Origin of the sequence: Streptococcus sp. zg-86 (assembly GCF_017639855.1) — a bacterium.
Taxonomy (GTDB): Bacteria; Bacillota; Bacilli; order Lactobacillales; family Streptococcaceae; genus Streptococcus; species Streptococcus zhangguiae.
On record NZ_CP072115.1, the window covers coordinates 842,097 to 862,930 of the forward strand.

General features: G+C 34.9%; 23 protein-coding genes. All 23 read left to right on the top strand.

Features of this window, described 5'->3' with window-relative positions; all coding sequences use genetic code 11:
- Positions 1-291 precede the first annotated feature (291 nt).
- Positions 292-1,749 (top strand): LCP family glycopolymer transferase CpsA, encoded by a 1,458-nt coding sequence (gene cpsA / locus J5M87_RS04040; protein ID WP_154609108.1) that lies wholly within the window; start codon positions 292-294, stop codon positions 1,747-1,749.
- Between the two features lies 1 nt (position 1,750).
- Positions 1,751-2,482, top strand: coding sequence for a capsular polysaccharide biosynthesis protein Cps4B (gene cps4B, locus J5M87_RS04045; protein WP_154609109.1), 732 nt, complete (start codon positions 1,751-1,753; stop codon positions 2,480-2,482).
- A gap of 8 nt (positions 2,483-2,490) precedes the next feature.
- Positions 2,491-3,189, top strand: a complete 699-nt coding sequence (locus tag J5M87_RS04050) for a Wzz/FepE/Etk N-terminal domain-containing protein (protein WP_154609110.1) — start codon at positions 2,491-2,493, stop codon at positions 3,187-3,189.
- A 9-nt stretch (positions 3,190-3,198) separates the two neighbouring features.
- Positions 3,199-3,891: a tyrosine-protein kinase gene (locus tag J5M87_RS04055; protein ID WP_154609111.1), complete on the top strand. Its 693-nt coding sequence runs from the start codon at positions 3,199-3,201 to the stop codon at positions 3,889-3,891.
- Between the two features lie 30 nt (positions 3,892-3,921).
- Positions 3,922-5,733, top strand: coding sequence for a polysaccharide biosynthesis protein (locus J5M87_RS04060; protein ID WP_154609112.1), 1,812 nt, complete (start codon positions 3,922-3,924; stop codon positions 5,731-5,733).
- A 2-nt stretch (positions 5,734-5,735) separates the two neighbouring features.
- Positions 5,736-6,416, top strand: coding sequence for a sugar transferase (locus tag J5M87_RS04065; protein ID WP_160463274.1), 681 nt, complete (start codon positions 5,736-5,738; stop codon positions 6,414-6,416).
- A 14-nt stretch (positions 6,417-6,430) separates the two neighbouring features.
- Positions 6,431-7,651, top strand: a complete 1,221-nt coding sequence (locus tag J5M87_RS04070; protein ID WP_154609113.1) for a DegT/DnrJ/EryC1/StrS family aminotransferase — start codon at positions 6,431-6,433, stop codon at positions 7,649-7,651.
- Complete coding sequence (locus J5M87_RS04075; RefSeq protein ID WP_154609114.1) at positions 7,648-8,502, top strand: glycosyltransferase; 855 nt, start codon at positions 7,648-7,650, stop codon at positions 8,500-8,502. Before J5M87_RS04070 ends, J5M87_RS04075 begins: the two co-directional genes overlap by 4 nt.
- Positions 8,503-8,531: 29 nt before the next feature.
- Positions 8,532-9,626 (top strand): glycosyltransferase, encoded by a 1,095-nt coding sequence (locus tag J5M87_RS04080; protein ID WP_154609115.1) that lies wholly within the window; start codon positions 8,532-8,534, stop codon positions 9,624-9,626.
- A gap of 7 nt (positions 9,627-9,633) precedes the next feature.
- Positions 9,634-10,812 carry an O-antigen ligase family protein gene (locus J5M87_RS04085; RefSeq protein ID WP_154609116.1) on the top strand — a complete coding sequence of 393 codons (1,179 nt, stop codon included), beginning with the start codon at positions 9,634-9,636 and terminating at the stop codon, positions 10,810-10,812.
- A complete protein-coding gene (locus J5M87_RS04090; RefSeq protein ID WP_154609117.1) occupies positions 10,784-11,722 on the top strand; it encodes a glycosyltransferase in 939 nt (312 codons plus the stop codon). Before J5M87_RS04085 ends, J5M87_RS04090 begins: the two co-directional genes overlap by 29 nt.
- Positions 11,723-11,731: 9 nt before the next feature.
- Positions 11,732-12,772: an acyltransferase gene (locus tag J5M87_RS04095; protein ID WP_154609118.1), complete on the top strand. Its 1,041-nt coding sequence runs from the start codon at positions 11,732-11,734 to the stop codon at positions 12,770-12,772.
- Positions 12,773-12,811: 39 nt separating this feature from the next.
- Positions 12,812-13,528: a hypothetical protein gene (locus J5M87_RS04100; RefSeq protein ID WP_154609119.1), complete on the top strand. Its 717-nt coding sequence runs from the start codon at positions 12,812-12,814 to the stop codon at positions 13,526-13,528.
- Positions 13,529-13,548: 20 nt separating this feature from the next.
- Positions 13,549-14,661: an NAD/NADP octopine/nopaline dehydrogenase family protein gene (locus J5M87_RS04105; RefSeq protein WP_154609120.1), complete on the top strand. Its 1,113-nt coding sequence runs from the start codon at positions 13,549-13,551 to the stop codon at positions 14,659-14,661.
- Between the two features lie 10 nt (positions 14,662-14,671).
- Complete coding sequence (locus J5M87_RS04110) at positions 14,672-15,274, top strand: HAD-IB family phosphatase (RefSeq protein ID WP_154609121.1); 603 nt, start codon at positions 14,672-14,674, stop codon at positions 15,272-15,274.
- 12 nt (positions 15,275-15,286) lie between these two features.
- Positions 15,287-15,931 carry an NTP transferase domain-containing protein gene (locus J5M87_RS04115; RefSeq protein WP_154609122.1) on the top strand — a complete coding sequence of 215 codons (645 nt, stop codon included), beginning with the start codon at positions 15,287-15,289 and terminating at the stop codon, positions 15,929-15,931.
- Positions 15,932-15,948: 17 nt separating this feature from the next.
- The gene (locus J5M87_RS04120; RefSeq protein WP_154609123.1) at positions 15,949-16,674 is read left to right on the top strand and encodes an aspartate/glutamate racemase family protein; all 726 of its coding nucleotides are present in this window, start codon (positions 15,949-15,951) and stop codon (positions 16,672-16,674) included.
- Entirely contained in the window at positions 16,643-17,056 is a 414-nt protein-coding gene (locus J5M87_RS04125; protein ID WP_154609124.1) for an adenylyltransferase/cytidyltransferase family protein, read from the top strand. The genes J5M87_RS04120 and J5M87_RS04125 overlap by 32 nt, the downstream gene beginning before the upstream one ends.
- A gap of 23 nt (positions 17,057-17,079) precedes the next feature.
- Positions 17,080-18,531 (top strand): lipopolysaccharide biosynthesis protein, encoded by a 1,452-nt coding sequence (locus J5M87_RS04130; protein WP_154609125.1) that lies wholly within the window; start codon positions 17,080-17,082, stop codon positions 18,529-18,531.
- A gap of 102 nt (positions 18,532-18,633) precedes the next feature.
- Entirely contained in the window at positions 18,634-18,819 is a 186-nt protein-coding gene (locus J5M87_RS04135) for a hypothetical protein (protein ID WP_154608075.1), read from the top strand.
- Positions 18,800-19,150, top strand: a complete 351-nt coding sequence (gene tnpB / locus J5M87_RS04140; RefSeq protein ID WP_154632458.1) for an IS66 family insertion sequence element accessory protein TnpB — start codon at positions 18,800-18,802, stop codon at positions 19,148-19,150. Before J5M87_RS04135 ends, tnpB begins: the two co-directional genes overlap by 20 nt.
- 49 nt (positions 19,151-19,199) lie before the next feature.
- A complete protein-coding gene (locus J5M87_RS04145; protein ID WP_154632457.1) occupies positions 19,200-19,406 on the top strand; it encodes an IS66 family transposase in 207 nt (68 codons plus the stop codon).
- Entirely contained in the window at positions 19,378-20,712 is a 1,335-nt protein-coding gene (tnpC, locus tag J5M87_RS04150; RefSeq protein WP_208769386.1) for an IS66 family transposase, read from the top strand. Before J5M87_RS04145 ends, tnpC begins: the two co-directional genes overlap by 29 nt.
- Positions 20,713-20,834 lie beyond the last annotated feature (122 nt).

A 20,834-nucleotide genomic window follows, 5' to 3' on the forward strand; every position in this document is an offset into this window, starting at 1 on the left:
GCTGATGTCCGAAAGTAGATGAGGATGGTGGTAATAAAAAGATTTTTTCTTCAAGCTGATGATTTTTTATTCAATTAGGAGGTATAATAAATCCTTTTCCTGATAAATAAGCCATAAAAATAGCTAAAATTTGACCACTTTGAGGTAGCATGCTATAATGAAGTGTTAATAATTTAACAAACACAAAGAAACAGAACAGGGTCTCTTATTTTAAGGCAATAATTTTTTATTTCCTATTATAATAGTTGACGTATATTTTATAGTTTTAAGGATTAAGTAGGAGATGATACGATGAATTATAAAATCAAACAGTCCTCACGTCGAAAAAGGAGAAATAGGTGGAAAGTCCTCAATAGCGCCCTCTGGTGTCTCTTGGCACTCATGTTGGCATTCCTATTGTATGCCATGTTTAGATACCACGTATTAGCCTTTCGCTATCTCGACATTATCGTTACACTTGTATCTCTGCTCTTCCTTTCTCTCTTGGGTTGGTTGACCTTGAAAAAGAAAGCGCAGATTACAACTTTCGTTCTCTTATTGCTAGCTTGCCTTGTCAGTTCAGGTGCTATCTATGCCTTGAAAGAAGTCCAAGACTTATCAAGCAGTATCAATTCAAGCGCTAATTATTCAGAATTTGAGATGAGCGTAGCGGTTGTAGCAGATAGTCCGATTTCAGAAGTTCAGGAGTTAGCCAGTGTAACAGCACCGACAGAAATTGACAATGAAAATATCACTAAGTTAGTGGATAATATCAGACAGAGTAAACAGGTCAATCTAGACGTTCATCAGACCTCGTCTTACCTAGCTGGTTACCAATCCCTCATCAAGGGAGAGACACAAGCCATCGTCCTCCATAGTGCATTTGAGAACATCATCGAAAGTGTCGATCCTGATTACGCTTCGAAAATCAAAAAAATCTATACTTATAAGTTCAACAAAAAAACAGAAAAACCAAAAGCGGCAACTACACTTGGTGATAGCATGAACATCTATGTCAGCGGAATTGATACCTACGGTCCAATCTCATCGGTATCGCGCTCTGATGTTAATATCATCATGACCGTTAACCGCACTACCAAAAAAGTATTGCTAACAACGACACCGCGAGATGCCTATGTACCAATTGCAGACGGTGGAAATAACCAAAATGATAAATTAACCCACGCAGGAATCTACGGTGTTGATGCCTCTATTCACACCCTTGAAAATCTCTACGGTATCCAGATGAACTACTATGTTCGCCTTAACTTTACCTCCTTCTTGAAATTGATAGACCTAGTCGGAGGAGTGGATGTTATCAACGACCAAGAGTTTACAGGATACGAGAAGACACATTTCCCAGTTGGAAAAGTACATTTAGATTCTACTCAAGCATTAGAGTTTGTTCGTGAACGCTATTCCCTTGAAGGTGGCGATAATGACCGTGGGAAGAATCAAGAGAAGGTCATTGCAGGTGTTATTAAAAAATTAACCTCAACAGATGCCCTTAAGAATTACAACGAAATCATCACGGGATTACAAGATTCTGTTCAGACAAATATGGACTTGGAAACCATGATTAGTCTGATTAACGCTCAACTTGCCTCAAATCAAAGTTATACCGTTACATCACAAGCTATAACAGGTACAGGAACAATGGGCTTGCCATCTTACGCAATGCCAGATGCTAATCTCTATATGATGCAGTTGGATCAAGCAAGTTTGGATACAGCAAAAAGTGCCATTCAAGCGGTGATGGAAGGAAAATAAGATGATTGATATTCACTCGCATATTATTTTTGATGTGGACGACGGACCGAAGAATCGTGAGGAATCCAAGGCTCTACTAGCAGAAAGCTATGCCCAAGGGGTCCGTACCATCATTGCAACCTCCCATCGGAGAAAGCACATGTTTGAGACACCTGAAGCAACCATTGCCACTCATTTCAGAGAAGTTGAGCAGCTAGCTCAGCAGATTGCACCAGACCTTACGATTTACTATGGTGCAGAAATCTACTATACCAGTGATATCTTGGAAAAACTGGAGAAAAAATCCATTCCAACACTTGCAGGAACGAGCTATGTCTTGATCGAGTTTAGCATGAATACTCCCTATAAGGAAATTCATACAGCCTTAAGCAACATTTTACGTCTAGGCTTGACTCCAGTTGTTGCCCATATTGAACGCTATCATTGTTTAGAAAATGAAGCCAAAAAAGTCCAAGATTTAATTGAGATGGGCTGCTACATGCAGATTAATAGTTCCAGTGTTTTAAAGCCAAAATTGTTTGGCGACAAGTACAAGTTTATGAAAAAACGGGCACGCTTCTTCTTAGACCACAAACTTGTTCATTTTGTGGCGAGTGATATGCACAATCTTAGCAATCGTAGACCATATATGAGAGAAGCCTACGAGTTTATTGCCAAGCAATATGGTAAGTCCTATGCTCGCGCCTTATTTTATGAAAATCAACAATTATTACTAAAAGATCAGTTTATTTAGGAGATAACATGAATCAGCAAACTACCCCAGAAGTGGAAATTGATGTTCTATCATTAGTTAGAATCATTTGGAAAAAGAAATTCTTAATCCTTGTCTTTGCGACTGTACTAGGAGCCCTTGCTTTAGGATACAGTCTCTTGTTAGCTACACCTCGTTATGACAGTACGACACGGATCTATGTCGTTAACCGTCAAAATAATGAAGCGGCAGCCATTACCAACCAAGACCTGCAAGCAGGAACTTATCTAGTAAAAGACTACAAGGAAATCATTCTTTCTCAGGATGTGTTAAAAAAGGCGATTGACGAGCTAGCTCTTGATGTAACACCAAGTCAGTTGGCAGCAAAAATCAAGGTAACTGTACCGACAGATACACGGATTATTTCTATCACCGTATCCGATAAAGACCCAGAAGAAGCAGCACGGATTGTCAATACCTTCCGCCTAAAAGCATCTGAAAAAATTATTGAAGTGACAAAGGCTTCTGATGTGACAACTGTTGATGAAGGAGTCGCAGCTCTTGCACCGTCCTCACCAAAAGTTAAACGAAATGCAGCACTCGGATTTTTAGCAGGTGGTTTCCTCATGACGGCTATGGTGGTTGTTGCTGAAATCATCGATGATCGCGTAAAACGCCCAGAAGATATCGAAGAAGTGATGGGCATTACAATGCTTGGAATCGTACCAAATATTGATTTGTTGAAATAAGGGGAAGATATGCCAGTTTTAGAGATAAGTAAAAAGAAGTTAAATGAATTTAAGAAAGCAGAAGAGTATTACAATGCTCTCAGGACCAATATCCAACTAAGTGGTAGCGATATTAAAATCATTGCTATTACCTCTGTTGAGCCAAGCGAAGGAAAGTCCACAACCTCTTCAAACCTAGCTATTTCCTTTGCCAGAGCAGGCTACCGTACCCTGCTTCTTGATGCAGATATCCGAAATTCTGTCATGTCTGGTGCCTTTAAAGCAAGAGGGAAAATTACAGGCTTGACAGAATACCTTGCAGGAACAGCTGATTTGTCACAAGGGCTCTGTGATACTGAGATTGAAAATTTATCAGTCATTACTGCAGGAAGTATGTCACCAAACCCAACTGCCCTTCTTCAGAGTAAGCAGTTTGAGAAATTGATGACAATTTTGCACCAGCATTACGATTATGTTATTGTCGATACACCACCGATTGGTTTGGTGATTGATGCGGCAATCATTACGCAAAACTGTGATGCGAGTGTTTTAGTCACTTCAGCAGGAAGTGTTCGCCAAAAAGTATTAGCAAAAGCAAAAGAACAACTAGAGCAGACACGCAAACCATTCTTGGGAGTGATTTTAAACAAGTATAATGCACAGCTTGATAAGTATGGGGCGTATGGCTCCTACGGCAATTATGGGAATTACGGGAAAAAATAGGATTAGAGGATTAGAAAATAAGGGGGAGAGATGAGAATAGATCAGTTAAGTAGGTCCACTAAGAGAGTGATACTTATCATTATAGATGGCATTATGCTATTTATGGCTATGCAATTCTCTCTTTTTTTTGTGAATCGTTTTGCAAATGTATCAGATTCTCAGCTAGTCATTTCTTATCTAATTGTGTTGATTGCATACCTACTAATAGCAGCGAAGCTACGGATATTTTCTGTTTTGAATCGCTATACAGACTATCGTGTCTTGTTTAGCCTATTAGTTGCTACGTCACTATCCTATCTTGTACTGTTTATGGGAGCCTTTGCCCTGTTTCAGTTCTACAGCTATCGATTTTGGCTACTATCGTGGTTATTTTCATCCTTATTATTCATTTTTCCTAGATTGTCGTGGCGTGTGCTAAGTGAATATCAGTCCTCTACTAAGATAAAAGTGCAGAAGAAACTGCGTACATTAGTTGTGGGAGCTGGATCTGGTGGAAATCTCTTTATCAATACTGTTTTAAGTGATATGAGTGACATGGATATTATTGGTATTGTTGATTCTGATAAGAACAAACAAGGAACCTATATTCATGGTATTAAGGTCTTGGGAAATAGAGCTGACATTCCTCGATTAGTGAAAGAATATGAAGTGGATCAAGTGACCATTGCGATTCCATCATTGTCAGGAAACGAAAGAAGTCATATCGTTGAAATTTGTAATAGTGTCGGTGTAAAGGTCAACAACATGCCGAGTATCGAAGATGTTGTGGCGGGTAAAATATCGACGCAACAGTTGCGAAAAATAGATATTGAAGATCTTCTTGGTCGTGATGAAGTAAAACTAGATCAAAGTCAGTTGCAATACTTTTTCTCTAAGAAAACAGTATTAGTGACAGGAGCAGGTGGCTCTATTGGATCTGAAATCTGTCGTCAAATAGCACGATTTTCTCCAGAGCGCCTACTATTACTAGGGCACGGGGAAAATTCAATCTATCTGATTCACCGTGAATTAAGTAACAAATATGGCAGTCAGTTTGAGATAATCCCTCTTATTGCGGATATCCAAGACCGTGAGTTAATCAATGAAATCATGATGACCTACCAACCTCACTTTGTCTATCATGCGGCAGCCCACAAACATGTGCCACTAATGGAGTATAATCCTCGTGAGGCAGTCAAAAATAATATCTTTGGTACAAAGAATGTTGCGGAAGCAGCAGGTGCTGCAGGAGTTGAGAAATTTGTGATGATTTCAACCGATAAGGCAGTCAATCCACCAAATGTCATGGGAGCAAGTAAACGGATTGCAGAAATGATTGTGACAGGATTAAATGGACAAGGGAAAACGCAGTTTGTGGCTGTCCGTTTCGGAAATGTCTTAGGAAGCCGTGGAAGCGTCGTTCCAGTCTTTAAAGAGCAGGTTGCAAAAGGTGGTCCACTAACCGTCACAGATTTTCGCATGACGCGCTATTTTATGACTATTCCAGAAGCCAGTCGTTTGGTTATTCAGGCTGGCTATCAAGCTCGTGGTGGAGAGATTTTCATCCTAGATATGGGTGAGCCTGTCAAGATTGTTGATTTAGCGAAAAAAGTCATTACGCTCAGCGGACACAAAGAAGATGAAATCAAGATAATTGAAACAGGCATTCGTCCTGGTGAAAAACTATATGAGGAATTATTAACCTCTGACGAACGAGTAAGTGAGCAGATTCATGAAAAAATCTTCGTAGGAAGAGTCGTCACAAAACCATGGGAAGACGTCATGAACTTCATCTCTCACCTCAATGGATATGACACCACAACCCTAAAAGAAAAACTAATCGAATTCGCAAGACAGGAGTAGGAGTGCTTAATAAAGATTTTTTAGATAGTCAAGTTGTCAGACAGAAAAAAGAAGAATTAGAAAGAAAGAAATTCTCTCTTGCAAGTAAGTTTTTATTTGATAAATTTGTTTCGATGATTCTCTTATGTATCTTATCTCCGATATTTTTAATTCTAGCTGTGTTAATTAAGCTAGAAGATGGTGGGAGTGTATTTTACCGTCAGGAACGAGTCACAACAAATGGTCGAATATTTAAGATTTTTAAATTTCGAACCATGATTGAAAATGCAGATAAAAAAGGAAGTTTAGTGACTCTTCAAAATGACTCAAGGATTACACGAATAGGTAGCTTTATCAGAAACTATCGTTTGGATGAAATTCCGCAACTTATAAATGTCTTGATTGGTGATATGAGCTTTGTAGGAACTCGACCAGAAGTGGTTAAATATGTGGAGCAGTATGCAGAAGAGATGAAGACTACTCTTCTTCTACCAGCTGGTGTCACTTCGCTAGCAAGTATTGAATTTAAAGATGAAGATAAATTAATTAAGCAATATATGACAGAAGGAATGGAAGTAGACGAAATTTATGTCACAAAAATTTTGCCAAAGAAGATGATTCCGAATATTGCATACATTAATTCATTTAGTATTTTTGAAGATATAAAAATCATGATTCGTACAGTCATTGCTGTATTGAAATGAGGTAGTAATAGTATATGAAAAAGAAAAATATACCTTTTTCTCCTCCTGATATTACAGAGGAAGAAATTGCTGAGGTTGTAGATAGCCTCCGTTCAGGTTGGATTACGACGGGTCCTAAAACAAAACGCTTTGAACAAGAATTGTCAGAGTACACTGGAACAAATAAGACAGTTTGCTTAAATTCTGCGACGGCAGGTTTGGAACTTGTCTTGCGTATTTTGGGAGTTGGTCCTGGAGACGAAGTTATCGTTCCAGCTATGACCTATACTGCATCTTGTAGTGTAATTGAGCATGTTGGCGCAACTCCTGTCATTGTAGATATTCAAGCAAATCATTTTGAAATGGATTACGAGGCGGTAGAAAAAGCAATTACGAATCGCACAAAGGTTATTATTCCCGTTGAGTTAGCAGGGATTCCATGTGATCATGATCGAATTCTTGAGATTGTAGAAAACTATCGTTCAACCTTTGTGGCAAAAACTCCCCTCCAAGAAGTTTTTGGACGAATTGTTGTTTTGTCGGACAGCGCACATGCTTTTGGAGCGGAATATAAGGGAAGAAAAATCGGAAGTGTCGCAGATTTTACAGCCTTTTCTTTCCATGCGGTTAAAAATTTGACAACAGCAGAAGGCGGAGCAGTGACTTGGAAGTCTCATCCAGACTTAGATGATGAAGATTTGTATCGTCAGTTTCAAATTTTATCACTTCATGGGCAAACCAAGGATGCCTTGGCGAAGACTAAGTTGGGAGCATGGGAGTATGACATCATTCTTCCAGGATTTAAGTGCAATATGACAGATATTATGGCATCGATTGGTCTAGCTCAACTGAAACGGTACCAAGGACTGTTGAATCGTCGGGCAGAAATTGTTGCTACCTATAATCAAGCATTTGAAGGAACAAGGATTCATCCCTTGCAGCATATCCACTCAGATTATGTATCTTCTATGCACTTGTACATTACGCATATAGATGGGATTACATTAGAAGAGCGAAACCAAATCATTGAGAAGCTAGCAGAAGCAGGCATTGCCTGTAATGTACATTACAAACCATTGCCATTATTAACAGCTTACGCTAATATGGGATTTGACATCAAAGATTATCCCAATGCTTATCGGTATTTTGAACACACGCTCACCTTACCACTCCATACCCAGCTCAGTGATGAGGATGTGGAGTATATTAGTGAAAATTTAAAAGAAATTGTAGCGAGTGTGAAAGGAACTGTATGATAGGGGAAATAAAGAAAGAGTTTAGTGTCTTACTATCTCTTTACATAAAAGAAAATCCTAGCTATTTGCAGGAATGTTTTGATAGCTTATTAAATCAAACAGTGCCCGCAACAGAATGGGTCGTTGTAGAAGATGGTCCACTTTCACCAGAACTTTATCAGGTACTAGATTCTTATCAGGAGCAATATCCTGGATTGATAAAGCGAGTTCCATTGGAGAAGAATGTAGGGTTAGGCTTGGCTCTACGAGAAGGGATGTTGCATTGTAGCTATGAATTGGTTGCGCGGATGGATACGGATGATATTGCACGTAACGATCGGTTTGAAAAGCAATTGGCTTGCTTTGAGAAGTATCCTGAACTAGATATATGTGGTAGCCATATTTTAGAGTTTGATACAGATCCTCAGTATCCCAATGCAGTCCGAAAAGTTCCTCTAGAGCATGAAGAGATTGTATACTATCAAAAAAGCAGAAGTGCATTTAATCATGTAACAGTCATGTTTAAGAAAAGTAGTGTTTTAAAAGCAGGAAATTATGAAGATGCTCCTCTGATGGAGGATGACATGCTCTGGGTAAGAATGTTACTTTCAGGAGCCAAAGGGATGAACATTGATGAGTATTTAGTCGATGTTCGGACAGGTGCTGGTATGATTGAAAGACGCGGTGGTTTTTCATATTTGAAAAAATATTGTGACGGTCGTAAAATGATTTTAGAAACAGGCTTTATTAGTCGATTTGACTATTATAAAACAGTTGCTATACAAGTAATTGTAGCATTAGTACCAAATAAAGTTCGTTTTTGGATTTTTACAGCATTGCTTAGACAGAAGACAAATATTGTAAAAAAATAGTAGCTTTTTAGAGAATTAGGGAGTTTTAGATGATAAAAATTCTTCATATTGGATTGAGTTCAAATCCAGGAGGGGTTGAAAATCTTCTTTATAATTATTTGAAGTATATAAATAAGGAACAATTTCAATTTGACTTTGCTGACATATATAATGAGGGGCTAGCTTTTGAAACCGAAATGAGATCTTTAGGTGCGACAATTATAAACTTTCCTAATTATAAGAAAAGTCCTCTGCAATTCATTGAACGTTTTAATAATTATCTAATGACGAATTCATATGATATTATTCATATCCATATGCAGTCTGCTGCAAATCTTTTACCAATTTTTTGGGCTAAACGGAGTGGAAGTATTGTTATTTGTCATTCTCATTCAAGTTCTACTCCAAAAGGTTTTTTGAGAAAGTTTTTGAATAAAATAAATCAGAAATATCTTAAAAGATTAGATATAGTAAAATGGGCATGTGGCATCCAAGCTGGTCAGTGGATGTGGGGAAAATCTTTTGATAAAGAAAATGTAATACCAAATGCAATTGATACAAAAAAATTTATTTATAATGATAAACTTAGAGTGGAGATGCGTAACAAGCTTAAACTTTCTAATGAAGATAGGGTTTTAGGATTTGTTGGTAGATTCGGTGATGAAAAAAATATTTTCTTTTTGCTAGAAATTTTAGAAGAATTATTAAAAAAATCAAATACTTATAAATTGGTTTGTGTTGGTGATGGTGACCTTTATCAAGAATTTTTGAACAAAGTAGTTGAAAAAAATTTAGTAAACAATGTTTACTGTGTAGGTAGGCAGCATAATACTGCAAGTTGGTACCAACTTTTTGATATTTTTTTATTACCAAGTTTTTTTGAAGGTTTTCCTGTTGTTGCAGTTGAAGCTCAAGCAAGTAATATTCCTTGTTTTTTATCAAATACTATAGCTAAGGAGATAAATTTATCAAAAAACATTTACTTCTTGCCCCTAAAAGATGCATCAAAATGGTCAACTAGAATTGACACTACATTTGTTTCTTATAAAAGGTCTCAATTCGGAAGTTTTGACTATCGCTATGATATTACTCAGGCGATATCTATTCTAGAAAATAAGTACAGAGTATTGGTGAGGAAGGAGTAGAGAAAAGATGAAATTAAAAGTTCGTATACCCAAAATTTCAATAATTATTTATATTATTATTTTACTTTTTCCATTAGTAAATATATTTGGTTGGATATTATTTGTACATACATTCCCTTTATGGCTACTGATGATGGTTGCTCTTTTACTTGAAAATAGGATAAGATTACTAAGTAAACATACTTCTTGTTTGGTTCTGTTGCTTATAATAGATATTATTTTTACTTACTTTTTATTAGATAGGTTTGATAATTCTTTAAAATTAATGTTTTATCATTTATTTCAGTTGATTGTTTTTATTTTTCTCATTAATTCAAGATTTAAATTTCATGAAATCAAATTATTATTGAAGAGTTATCAAATCTCTGCTATTATCATTGTAATAAAACAACTAATTCAGCATACTTCCTATATGACCCATGGAGTTAGTGTGGGAAGATATACTATTTATAATTTTGGACATCCAGTAGATTTAAATTTTTTAGGTGCTTGCTTAGTAGCACCAGCAGTTATTTCTTTTTATAATTGTATGTTCAAAGGTTTTTCCCAAAAAAATTCATTGTACTTTTTTTTCCCGACAATTGGTATAATTTTAACTGGATCTCGTGGAGCATTATTAGGTATAGTCATTGCCTGTCTCTATTTGTGTCTAAGTAATGACTTTTTTAGTTTTAGAAATATTGTTATGGGAATAGTTTCTTCATTTGTAGTACTATTTTTAGCTTTCTTTTTACCCACTTCATTAACCCATAGACTAACTATGCAAGGACTAAATGATTCAAGTAATGAATTTCGGATAAGAATATGGCAAGCAGCCTATAGGGTATATGAGTCTAGTCCAATCTATGGTCGTGGAATAGGTAGTATTTTTTCTTTAGGTCCGCTATATGGTGGAGCGCCTCGTATGAGTCAACATAATTTCTTACTTGAGATTATGACAGATTATGGCACAATTGGCCTACTATTATTTATTAGCATTACTATTGTGGCGTTTATAGAATCCGTTCAAGCAAGAGATAACTTAATGATTGCAATATTATTTTCTACATTAATTGTGGCTTTCATGATTCCTGGATTTACTAGTGCATTCTTATGGATTAATTTAAGTTTAGTTTTTATCCACTCTAGAATGTATAAAAACTATAGAGGAGAGCTATATGATTTCAATAATCATGAGTATATTTAATGAAAATCTTAATTGGGTTCAGGAATCAGTTGTATCTATTTTAAGTCAAACTTATCAGGATTTCGAATTAATCCTTATAGTAGATAATCCTAATATAGATAAGGGAATATTAGATTTTCTTAGTACTATTTCGAAAAAGAACCTAAATGTACATATTTTTATAAATAACAGAAATTTGGGACTAGCTAAATCTATGAACAAAGCTATTTCTATGGCAAAAGGTCATTATATCGCAAGAATGGATGCTGATGATATAGCTGAAAAAAATCGTTTAGAAGAGGAAGTGGAATTTTTAGAAGCAAATGACTATGATATGGTTTTTTGTGGAAAAATCAATATGTCTGAGAACGGGGATACATTTTTTCAAGAGTATTGGAGACCTGTAAATATAAGACAATCGCTATTTCTTGGGAGCAATGTCATAAATCATCCAACCGTTCTTATAAAGAAAAGTGTTTTACAAGATTTAAATGGTTATAGAGAATTTCCTAATTCTGAGGATTACGATTTGTGGCTTAGAATGCTTGAACAAGACTATAAGATTGGCTATCTTAATCAGATACTATTAAAATATAGATTAAGAGATAGTAGCGCTTCGATAGGCAGAGCTTTAGAGCAGTACTATGTTAGCGAATTTATTTTGAGACTGTCACTGAAAAGACGTGAAAATGAAGGGATTGATAATTACTCTATAGACGATTTAAAAATATATCTAGATAAGAAGAAAATTACACCTAAGAAACAGAAGAAGTTTTTAACAGCAAAGAATTATTTAGAAAAAGCTCTGAATAACATACAAAATCGTTCTTTTATTAGAGCATTTCAAAATATATTATTATCTTTTGTTTTCTTCCCAGAGTTACCCTATAAAGCTATACGAAGAGCAATACAAGTAAAGTATATAGAATAAGGAGTTGTTGTGTATAGAAGAAATTTTGGAATAGATTTATTAAAAATTATCGCCATGTTCATGATATTTTTTATTCATTTACTTGGTGAGGGTGGGGTAATAACGAAACTTCAATATACTGGAGGAATAAAATATTATTTTGTTTCAGCTATTGTAGTAGCATTTTATTGTCATGTTAATTGTTATGGACTAATCAGTGGATATTTAGGAATGCGAAGTGATTTTAAATATTCCAAATTACTATTGCTGTGGTGTCAAGTAATTTTTTATAGTTTTGGTGGAACTGTACTCTTACTTTTATTTGGATATCGTAGTGAATCATCGGATTTATGGAGAAATTCTCTGTTTCCTATTTTTAGTGGAACATATTGGTATGTTACTTCTTATTTTGGAATGATGATTTTAATGCCTATCGTTGGCCCAATATTAAAAAAGATTGAGACAAAAGAGTTATTAAAACTTTCCGTAGTATTATTTTTAACTTTTTCCTTTTTTCCAACTATATTGTCTGTTAATGGTAAGTTTTTAGGAATAAACCAAGGGCTTAGTTTAATTTGGTTATTGAATCTTTACATTTTTGGTGCTTTGTTATATAAGTTAGATTTTAAAAAATTGAGTAATAAAAAATTATTCACTGTATATATATTATCTATTTGTTTTACAGTAGTCTTTAAAGGATATTTGAATAGAGATTACTGGTTGACATATAATTCACCAACCATTTTATTTAGTGCTTTCTCAATATTCCTTATATTTATTAAATTGAATATAAAAAAAGAATTTTTGAAACAAATATTAAGGATACTTAGTCCCCTGACCCTTGGTGTGTACTTAATTCATTATCAACCTCTTATTTATGAATTGTTTTTAAAAGATAAATTATATTTTTTAGCCGAAAAAACTTTTTTCAGTTTTGTTTTTTCATTAGTAGGGGTATCTGTTAGCTGTTTTATAATATGCTTAATAATTGATTACATTAGGTTAAGAATTTTTGAGAAAATGCATGTGAAAGAGTATTGTCAAAAAATTTGTAAGCTTTTTGATGAATAATCTAACAGTTGTTTATTAATTTTAGAAGGACATGTAAGTATGAATTTTACAGATACAAGATATTGGAAAAAATTTCAAAAAAATAAAATTTTATTTCCTATCTATAAAAAATATATTGGTAAACATATAACGAATTTTTCTTTAAGAAATAGACGAAAAGAAGTTCGAGATACAGGAATCAACACGATGCAGGAAATAGAGAATCTACTTTCTAAAAAAGGAGTAGAGTTTTTCTTGGGCAATGGATCGTTACTCGGTATTATAAGAGATGGGGGAATGATTCAAGGAGATTATGATCTTGATTATGGGATTTATATAACTGATGAATTTACATGGGAAGATTTAGAAAATTCTCTTTCTGAAGTAGGCTTTACTAAATATAAGGAATTTTATTTCGAAAACACTCTTTTAACTGAGCATACATATCGGAGAAACAATACTTATATTGATTTTTTTAGGCATTTTGATAATGAGGATGGGACTATGTTTTATTCTTATTATAGGATATTGGGTAAAGAGTATTCATCAGATTCTGAGCAAAGTGTTCGGACATTTAATACCGTGAAAGTAACGGGAGCTAAGGTGATTCAGATTGGCGATAATCAATTTCATGTTCCAAATGAATATGAAGAATATTTAGCAGGGTTGTATACTCCATCTTGGAGAGTTCCAAATCCTAACTGGGTAGCAGGTTCTGGTCCGGCTTGTCATGTACTTGAGAATAAAAGAGGATTTTGTAAAGTATATGATATTTAAATGAGTAGTGGAGAGAATTTATGAAAATAGGTATTATAGGTTCTGGAAATCTAGGAACAGCAATTGCTGCTGATTTAGGAAGAAAGCATGAGGTAAAGTTATATAGTAGTCATCCAGAAAATTTTACAGATAAATTAATATATATAGACGATACTACTAAAGCTACCTATACTGGATATGTACACTTGGTATCAAGTTCCTATGAATTAGTTGTATCAGACATTGAGATGTTATTTATTTGTTTACCAACTTTTTTAATTAAGGATACTATAACTGGAATTATCCCTTTTTTAGATAACAGCGTAAAAATAGGATTCGTACCAGGTGCTGGTGGTATTGAATATCTTACTAAGGAGCTAATAGATCGTAATTTTACTATTTTTGGTTTCGAGCGTGTTCCTTATGTTGCTAGGATAGAGGAATATGGAAAATCAGTTTCTGCCTCGAAGAAAAATAATTATCGAATTGCTACTATTCCAAATGGAGAAGCGGTTGAATTGGCTTCTTGCATTGCTAATTTGTTTAATACTCCGTGTCAACCCATGAAACAATTTATGGCTATGACACTGACTCCAACCTTACATACCTCTAGATTATTTGATTTATATCAAGATTATAAGGCAGGGGAGGAGTTAGCTGAGAATCCCTATTTTTACGGCGAGTGGCGTGACTCGGCTTCTACTATTTGTTTTGAACTTGATAGAGAACTTCATACAATTGCTAGAGAACTACAAAAAAATGGAATTATGACTGATGAATTGATTCCTTATTCTGTTCATTACGAAAGTGAAAGTCCATTCGCGTTAACACAAAAGCTGCAGTCGATAAAATCTCTTTCTACCATAAAAGGACCGCTAGTTCAAAAAGAAAATGGAAAGTATATTGTGGATTTAGCATCAAGATATTTTATAGAGAGTTATCCATATAGGTTGGCTATAGTAAAAGGATTAGCTGAGTTGTTAAAGATTCAAGTACCAAAAACTGATGAAGTTCTTTCTTGGTATTCACAGTTAGAGGAGAAAGAATACTATTTAGGCGGAAGCTTTGTGGGAAAGGATATTTCTGAATGCAATATACCTCAAAATAGTGGTATTATTACACTTAAAGATTTAATTAAACTTTATCAAATTTAAGGATTTTTGAATGAGTGATTATATATTTTTATTTGATTTAGATTCAACAGTTACAAAACAAGAGATTTTACCGACAGTTTCAGAAAAAATTGGTAAAGTAAATGAAATGAGATTACTGACTGAAGCAACTATGCAAGGTGAATTGCCATTTAAGACTAGTTTTCTTAAAAGAGTGGATATTTTAAAAGATATACCTGTTGAAGAAGTGAGAGATATTGTAAATAAAATTCCCCTAAATAAAGGAATTGCTGACTTTATTCGTAACAATCGAGACAGATGTTACATTGTGACTGGAAACTTAGATGTATGGATTGAACCTCTTATGAATCAACTAGGGATGGGTGAACATTTGTATTGCTCTAAAGCGAATGTTAAAGATAATAAAATTTCCCACGTAGTTAGTGTTGCCGATAAAGAATTGATAGCAAGACAATTTGTTCATCCGTTGGTTGTTATAGGAGATGGTGATAATGATTCAGGAATGGCTCGTTTAGCTGAAATTGCTATTGGATTTGGAGGAGTTCGAGAGATTGCACCATCCTTGCTAAGAAATATTGACTATGCATTTTTTAATGATATTACTTGTGCTAGGTTTTTAGAACAATTGTTGTAAGGCGGAATTAGAATGAATAAAGAAGATGTAACTGTTGTGATTTGTTGTGCGGGTATGGGAACTCGCTTAGGTATTGGTACTCCAAAAACTTTAGTTAATATCGAAGGAAAGCCTTTAATTATTCATATTTTAGATATGTTAAAGGATTATGATGATATTCGAATCGTTGTGGGATTTCAAGCTCAGAAAGTTATTAATGTTGTCAAAGAGTATCGAAAAGATATTGCTTTTGCTTTTAATTATGACTACGAAACAACAGGGGTAGCATCTAGTTTTTTAAAAGGAGCGGTAGGAGCAAGAAAGTATGTTGTTTCTATTGATGGTGATTTATTAGTAAACCCAGAGGATTTTGCCACTTTTATGTCGCTATCATTTGAGTGTATAGCTGGTAGTATTCCTAGTTCTGAGGAGACTATTTATTTAGTTACTAATGTAAACAAAGAAGTAATTGAGTTTTCGCAGAGCAGAACTTCTATAGAGTGGATAGGATTGATTAAGATTAAATCTTCCCGACTTCATCAATTTAAAGATAGTCTTATTGAAATGATGAAACAATATCTTCCACTACCTTTTGTCAAAGTGAGATCTAGAGAGATAGATACTTCAGATGATTATGATAAGACGGTACAGTGGTTTCGAGACGGTTGTATAGATTGATAGGAAGGAAATTTATTATGAATCAATTAACGATAGGTGTTTTAGGTGGTATGGGAACATATGCTACTATTCATTTTTTTGAACAGTATGCTCATGTATTTAATGCGGAAAAAGAATGGGAAAGACCTAGGATAATTATTGATAACCGTTGTACAATGCCTAGTCGAGTAAGAGCATTTTTATATGGAGAAAGGCGTGAGCAACTAGTAGAAGAAATGATTGAATCAATTGAAAATCTAGTTAAGTCGGGTGCTACAAAAGTTGTGTTAGCATGTAATACTTCCCATCTATTTATTCCTGAAATTATGACAAGAATTCCTCAATATATTGATTCAATTGTAAATATAATTGAAGTATGTGCAAAAAAAGTCATAGACGATCAAATTAAAGAAGTTTTTTTAATAGGTTCAGAAGGAACGATTGAATCAAGAATTTATCAAAATATCCTAGAAAGTCAAGGGATAAGATGTGTAGTGCCTCAAAAAGAGCAATATACAAATTTAAGGAAGTGTATAGAGAGTGTTAAGCAGAATGAATATTCTGACGAGATACGTGAAATTTTCCTTTCTTTAATCAATGAGCATACAGCCTGTATTTTAGGGTGTACAGAATTACCAATTTTATATGAGAAGTATTCGGCTGGCGTTAACTGTGAGTATATATATGATCCGTTATTTTTAGTTTTAAATCAGTTAAAGGAAGAATTTATAAATGAAAAAAATATTAACATTCGGAGTATATGATTTTTTACATTTAGGACATGTACGCTTATTTAAACAGTGTCACCTATTTGCAGATTATTTAATTGTGGCTGTACAAGATGGAGAATTTATTTTACAACATAAACCAGAAGCTGAAATTTTATATAGTACGGAAGAACGTGTTGAGATGTTAGAAGCGCTTAGAATTGTTGATAAAGTTGTTGTTTATCACAATGCTTCTCCGGAATTTTTATCTTCATTAGATTTTGATATTCTTGCATTAGGAGAAGATCATACTGCAGAGAGATTTACAGTATTAAAAAATTGGTGTCTTGCAAACGGCAAAAAAGTAGTTCACTTAAAAAGGACAAGTGGTATATGTTCATCAGATATTAAAAAAAGATTATCAGATGCACGCATATAGTATTTAGGGTTGATATATTGAAAATGAAAAGATTGTTAAAAAAATATGAGAGTTTATCAACTCCAATTAAAGCATCAATATGGTTTATAATTTGTATCTTCGTACAAAAAGGAATTTCAGTTGTCGTAACTCCTATTTTTACCCGCCTTATGTCTGCTTCAGAATATGGACAATATAGTGTTTTTGATTCTTGGCTTGGAATCATTACTATTTTTGTTTCCCTAAATTTAACATCAGGTGTCTATCTTCAGGGATTGGTCAAGTTTGAAGATAAAAAAGAAGAATATACTTCGTCTTTGCTTATTTTATCAACGTTGATTTCTTCTATTTTTGTAGTTCTATATTGTATATTTTGCAATTTAGTGAATGATTTATTAGGACTTAGTTTTGGTCAAGTGTTTGCTATGTTAATCATGATATGGACTACGGCTGTCTTTAACTTTTGGGCAGTAAGACAACGTGTAGCCTACAAGTATAAGATGCTTGTATGTATCACTTTATTAGTTTCTATTTTGAAACCACTGTTAGGTATACTAATGGTTTTAATTTCTAAGGATAAAGTGAACGCTAGAATTTATTCGATTTTAATTATAGAAATCTTAGTTTTTGTTCCTTTACTTTTTGTATTGTTAAACCATTCAAAACGCAAGGTAAATATATCATTTTGGAGATATGCCTTGGTTTTCAATATACCATTGATTCCCCACTACCTCTCTCAAACAGTTTTAAATAGTGCAGATAGAATAATGATAAATAATATGGTATCGACTGAAAAAGCTGGTATATATAGTTTAGCATACTCTATAGCTGGCTTAATGTCTTTATTTAATACTTCTATAATGCAAACTTTAAGTCCTTGGATGTATCAGAAGATAAAAAATAAAGAAGTAGATGCTATAAAATCAGTTGCATATTCAACAATGGTTATTGTTGCTTCGGTCAATCTAATTCTTATAATTTTAGCGCCTGAAGCTGTGAGAATTTTTGCTCCTCCGTCTTATTATGAAGCAATTTGGATTATTCCTCCTGTTGCTATGAGTATTTATTTTATATTTATCTACGATTTATTTGCTAAATTTGCATTTTATTATGAGAAAACAAAATTTATCATGCTTGCAAGTATTACGGGTGCCATTGTAAATATTGTACTGAATTATGTTTTCATAAAAATTTTTGGTTACATAGCAGCAGGTTATACTACTTTGCTTTGTTATATTATATACAGTATATGTCATTATATATTTATGAACAGGGTATGCGATTTATACTGTGAAGGAATCAGACCTTATGAGGTAAAAAAGGTAGTTCTTATTTCGATATTATTTTTATTGATAGGAAATCTTTTATTGATTACTTATGTTAGCATACTATTACGAATAACCATTATTATTAGCTTAATAGCTTATTTTTATATTAAAAGACAATTGGTTTCAGAAATGTTTTTCAAACTACTATTTCTAAAAAATAAAAGATAATTTGTATTAAATTTGCTGTAAGCGCTCCATAACGAGGTATCTAGTAATCCTCTCACTCCTCCAGTATACTGTTAGTAGAAAACAGAATTGGAGGCTATTGTGATGTCACAACCTATTGTTCCTTTGGAAACGCCCCAATCTCGTCGTTTTGATAAGAAAAACAAAAACGAGATGGTGCTGAAAATGCGTATTGGAAGAGTTGAACTAAGCTTGTTCCAATCTCTTCATCAAGAAACACTGGAAACTATTTTAGATAAGGTATTGCTCTATGGCGATTCATCTCAGTGATCTAGGCAAGGTCTATCTTGTCTGCGGGAAAACGGATATGAGACAAGGTATTGACTCGCTCGCTTATCTTATTAAACGTCAATTTGAATTAGATCCCTTTTCTGGTCAAGTTTTTCTCTTCTGTGGTGGCCGCAAAGATCGTTTCAAGGCCCTTTATTGGGATGGTCAAGGATTTTGGCTACTCTATAAGCGTTTCGAGAACGGGAAACTGACCTGGCCGAGTAATGAAAACGAGGTCAAAGCCCTGACACCTGAACAAGTAGACTGGCTGATGAAGGGATTTTCGATAAGCCCTAAAATAAACCCTACAAACAGTCGTGATTTCTATTGAAATCATGGCTTTCTTTTCGGTATAATAAAGAAAACTGGAGGGTGAGACTATGGAAGAGTTATTAGCCATTATTAAACAACAAGCAGCTGTTAACCAACAACTCACAAATGAACTTGCTCTCCTTCGTGAACAAGTAGCTTATCTGACACAAAAGCTCTATGGCAAGTCATCAGAAAAGGTTGTGTATCAACCTGGTCAGCTAAGTCTCTTCGAAGAAGAACCACTTCCTGAAGAAGACGCTAACTTGCCCAGGTGACACAGAAACGATTACCTATAAACGTAAGAAAACCAAGGGAATTCGTCAGGCTATTTTTAGTCAATTCACTCCAGAGATGGTTCATCATGAACTAAAAGGCGAAGACTGCACTTGTCCAGACTGTCACGGTCAGTTGAAAGAGATTGGTTCAACCGTCCAACGTCAAGAATTAATCTTTATTCCTGCGCAATTGAAGCGGATTGATCATGTCCAACATGCTTACAAATGTCAGGCGTGTAGCGAGAAGAATCTCAGTGATAAGATTGTCAAAGCTCCCGTCCCTAAAGCCCCTTTAGCACATAGCTTTGGGTCAGCCTCCATCATCGCTCATACGATTCATCAGAAATTCAATCTCAAGGTACCGAACTACCGCCAAGAAGAGGATTGGAATAAACTTGGCTTGCCTATCACACGGAAAGAAATCGCTAATTGGCACATCAAGTCTAGTCAGTATTATTTCGAGCCGATTTATGATCTTCTGCACGAGAAATTACTAGAACAGCCCATTCTCCATGCGGATGAGACTTCTTATAAGGTCTTGGAAAATGATAGCCAGTTGACCTTTTACTGGACCTTCTTGTCTGGGAAGCATGAAGAACAGGGAATCACTCTTTATCATCACGATAAAGGGCGGAGTGGCTTGGTTGTGAAGGAGTTTCTTGGAGATTACACAGGCTATGTACATTGTGATATGTGGTCGGCATATAGGCAGTTAGACAAAGCTCAGCTAGTTGGTTGTTGGGCTCATGTCAGAAGAAAGTTCTTCGAGGCGACGCCTAAGAAGGCAGACAAGACCTCTTTAGGAGCTAAGGGATTAAGGTATTGCGACCGCTTATTTGCTTTGGAGAATGACTGGGTTGACCTCTCTACTGAAGAGCGACTACATAAACGCCAGGCAGAGTTAGCCCCTTTGATGGATGAGTTCTTCGACTGGTGTCGTGAGCAGGCTGTTTTATCAGGTTCTAAATTGGGCATGGCCTTAGAGTATAGCCTCAAATACGAAACCACCTTCCGAACGATTCTCTCGGACGGCAATCTAGTCTTGTCCAACAACATAGCAGAGAGGGCTATGAAGACCTTGGTTATGGGGCGTAAGAACTGGCTTTTTTCTCAGAGCTTTGACGGCGCTAAGGCGACAGCCATCATCATGAGCTTACTAGAAACAGCTAAGCGTCATGATCTCAACACTGAGAAATACATGACTTATCTTCTAGAACATCTTCCTAGTGAGGAAAGCCTCGTAAATAAGAACGTTCTAGAGGCTTATTTACCGTGGGCGGAAAGTATTCAAAACAACTGTAAATAGAAAACATTCCAGAGTCCGTCCAGACTTTGGAATGTTTTTCAATATAACTCGTTATGGGGCGGTTACATTTTTTCGTTTTGATAAAAAAGAGAGTAAGCGTCCAATAAGTAGCAGCAACAAGG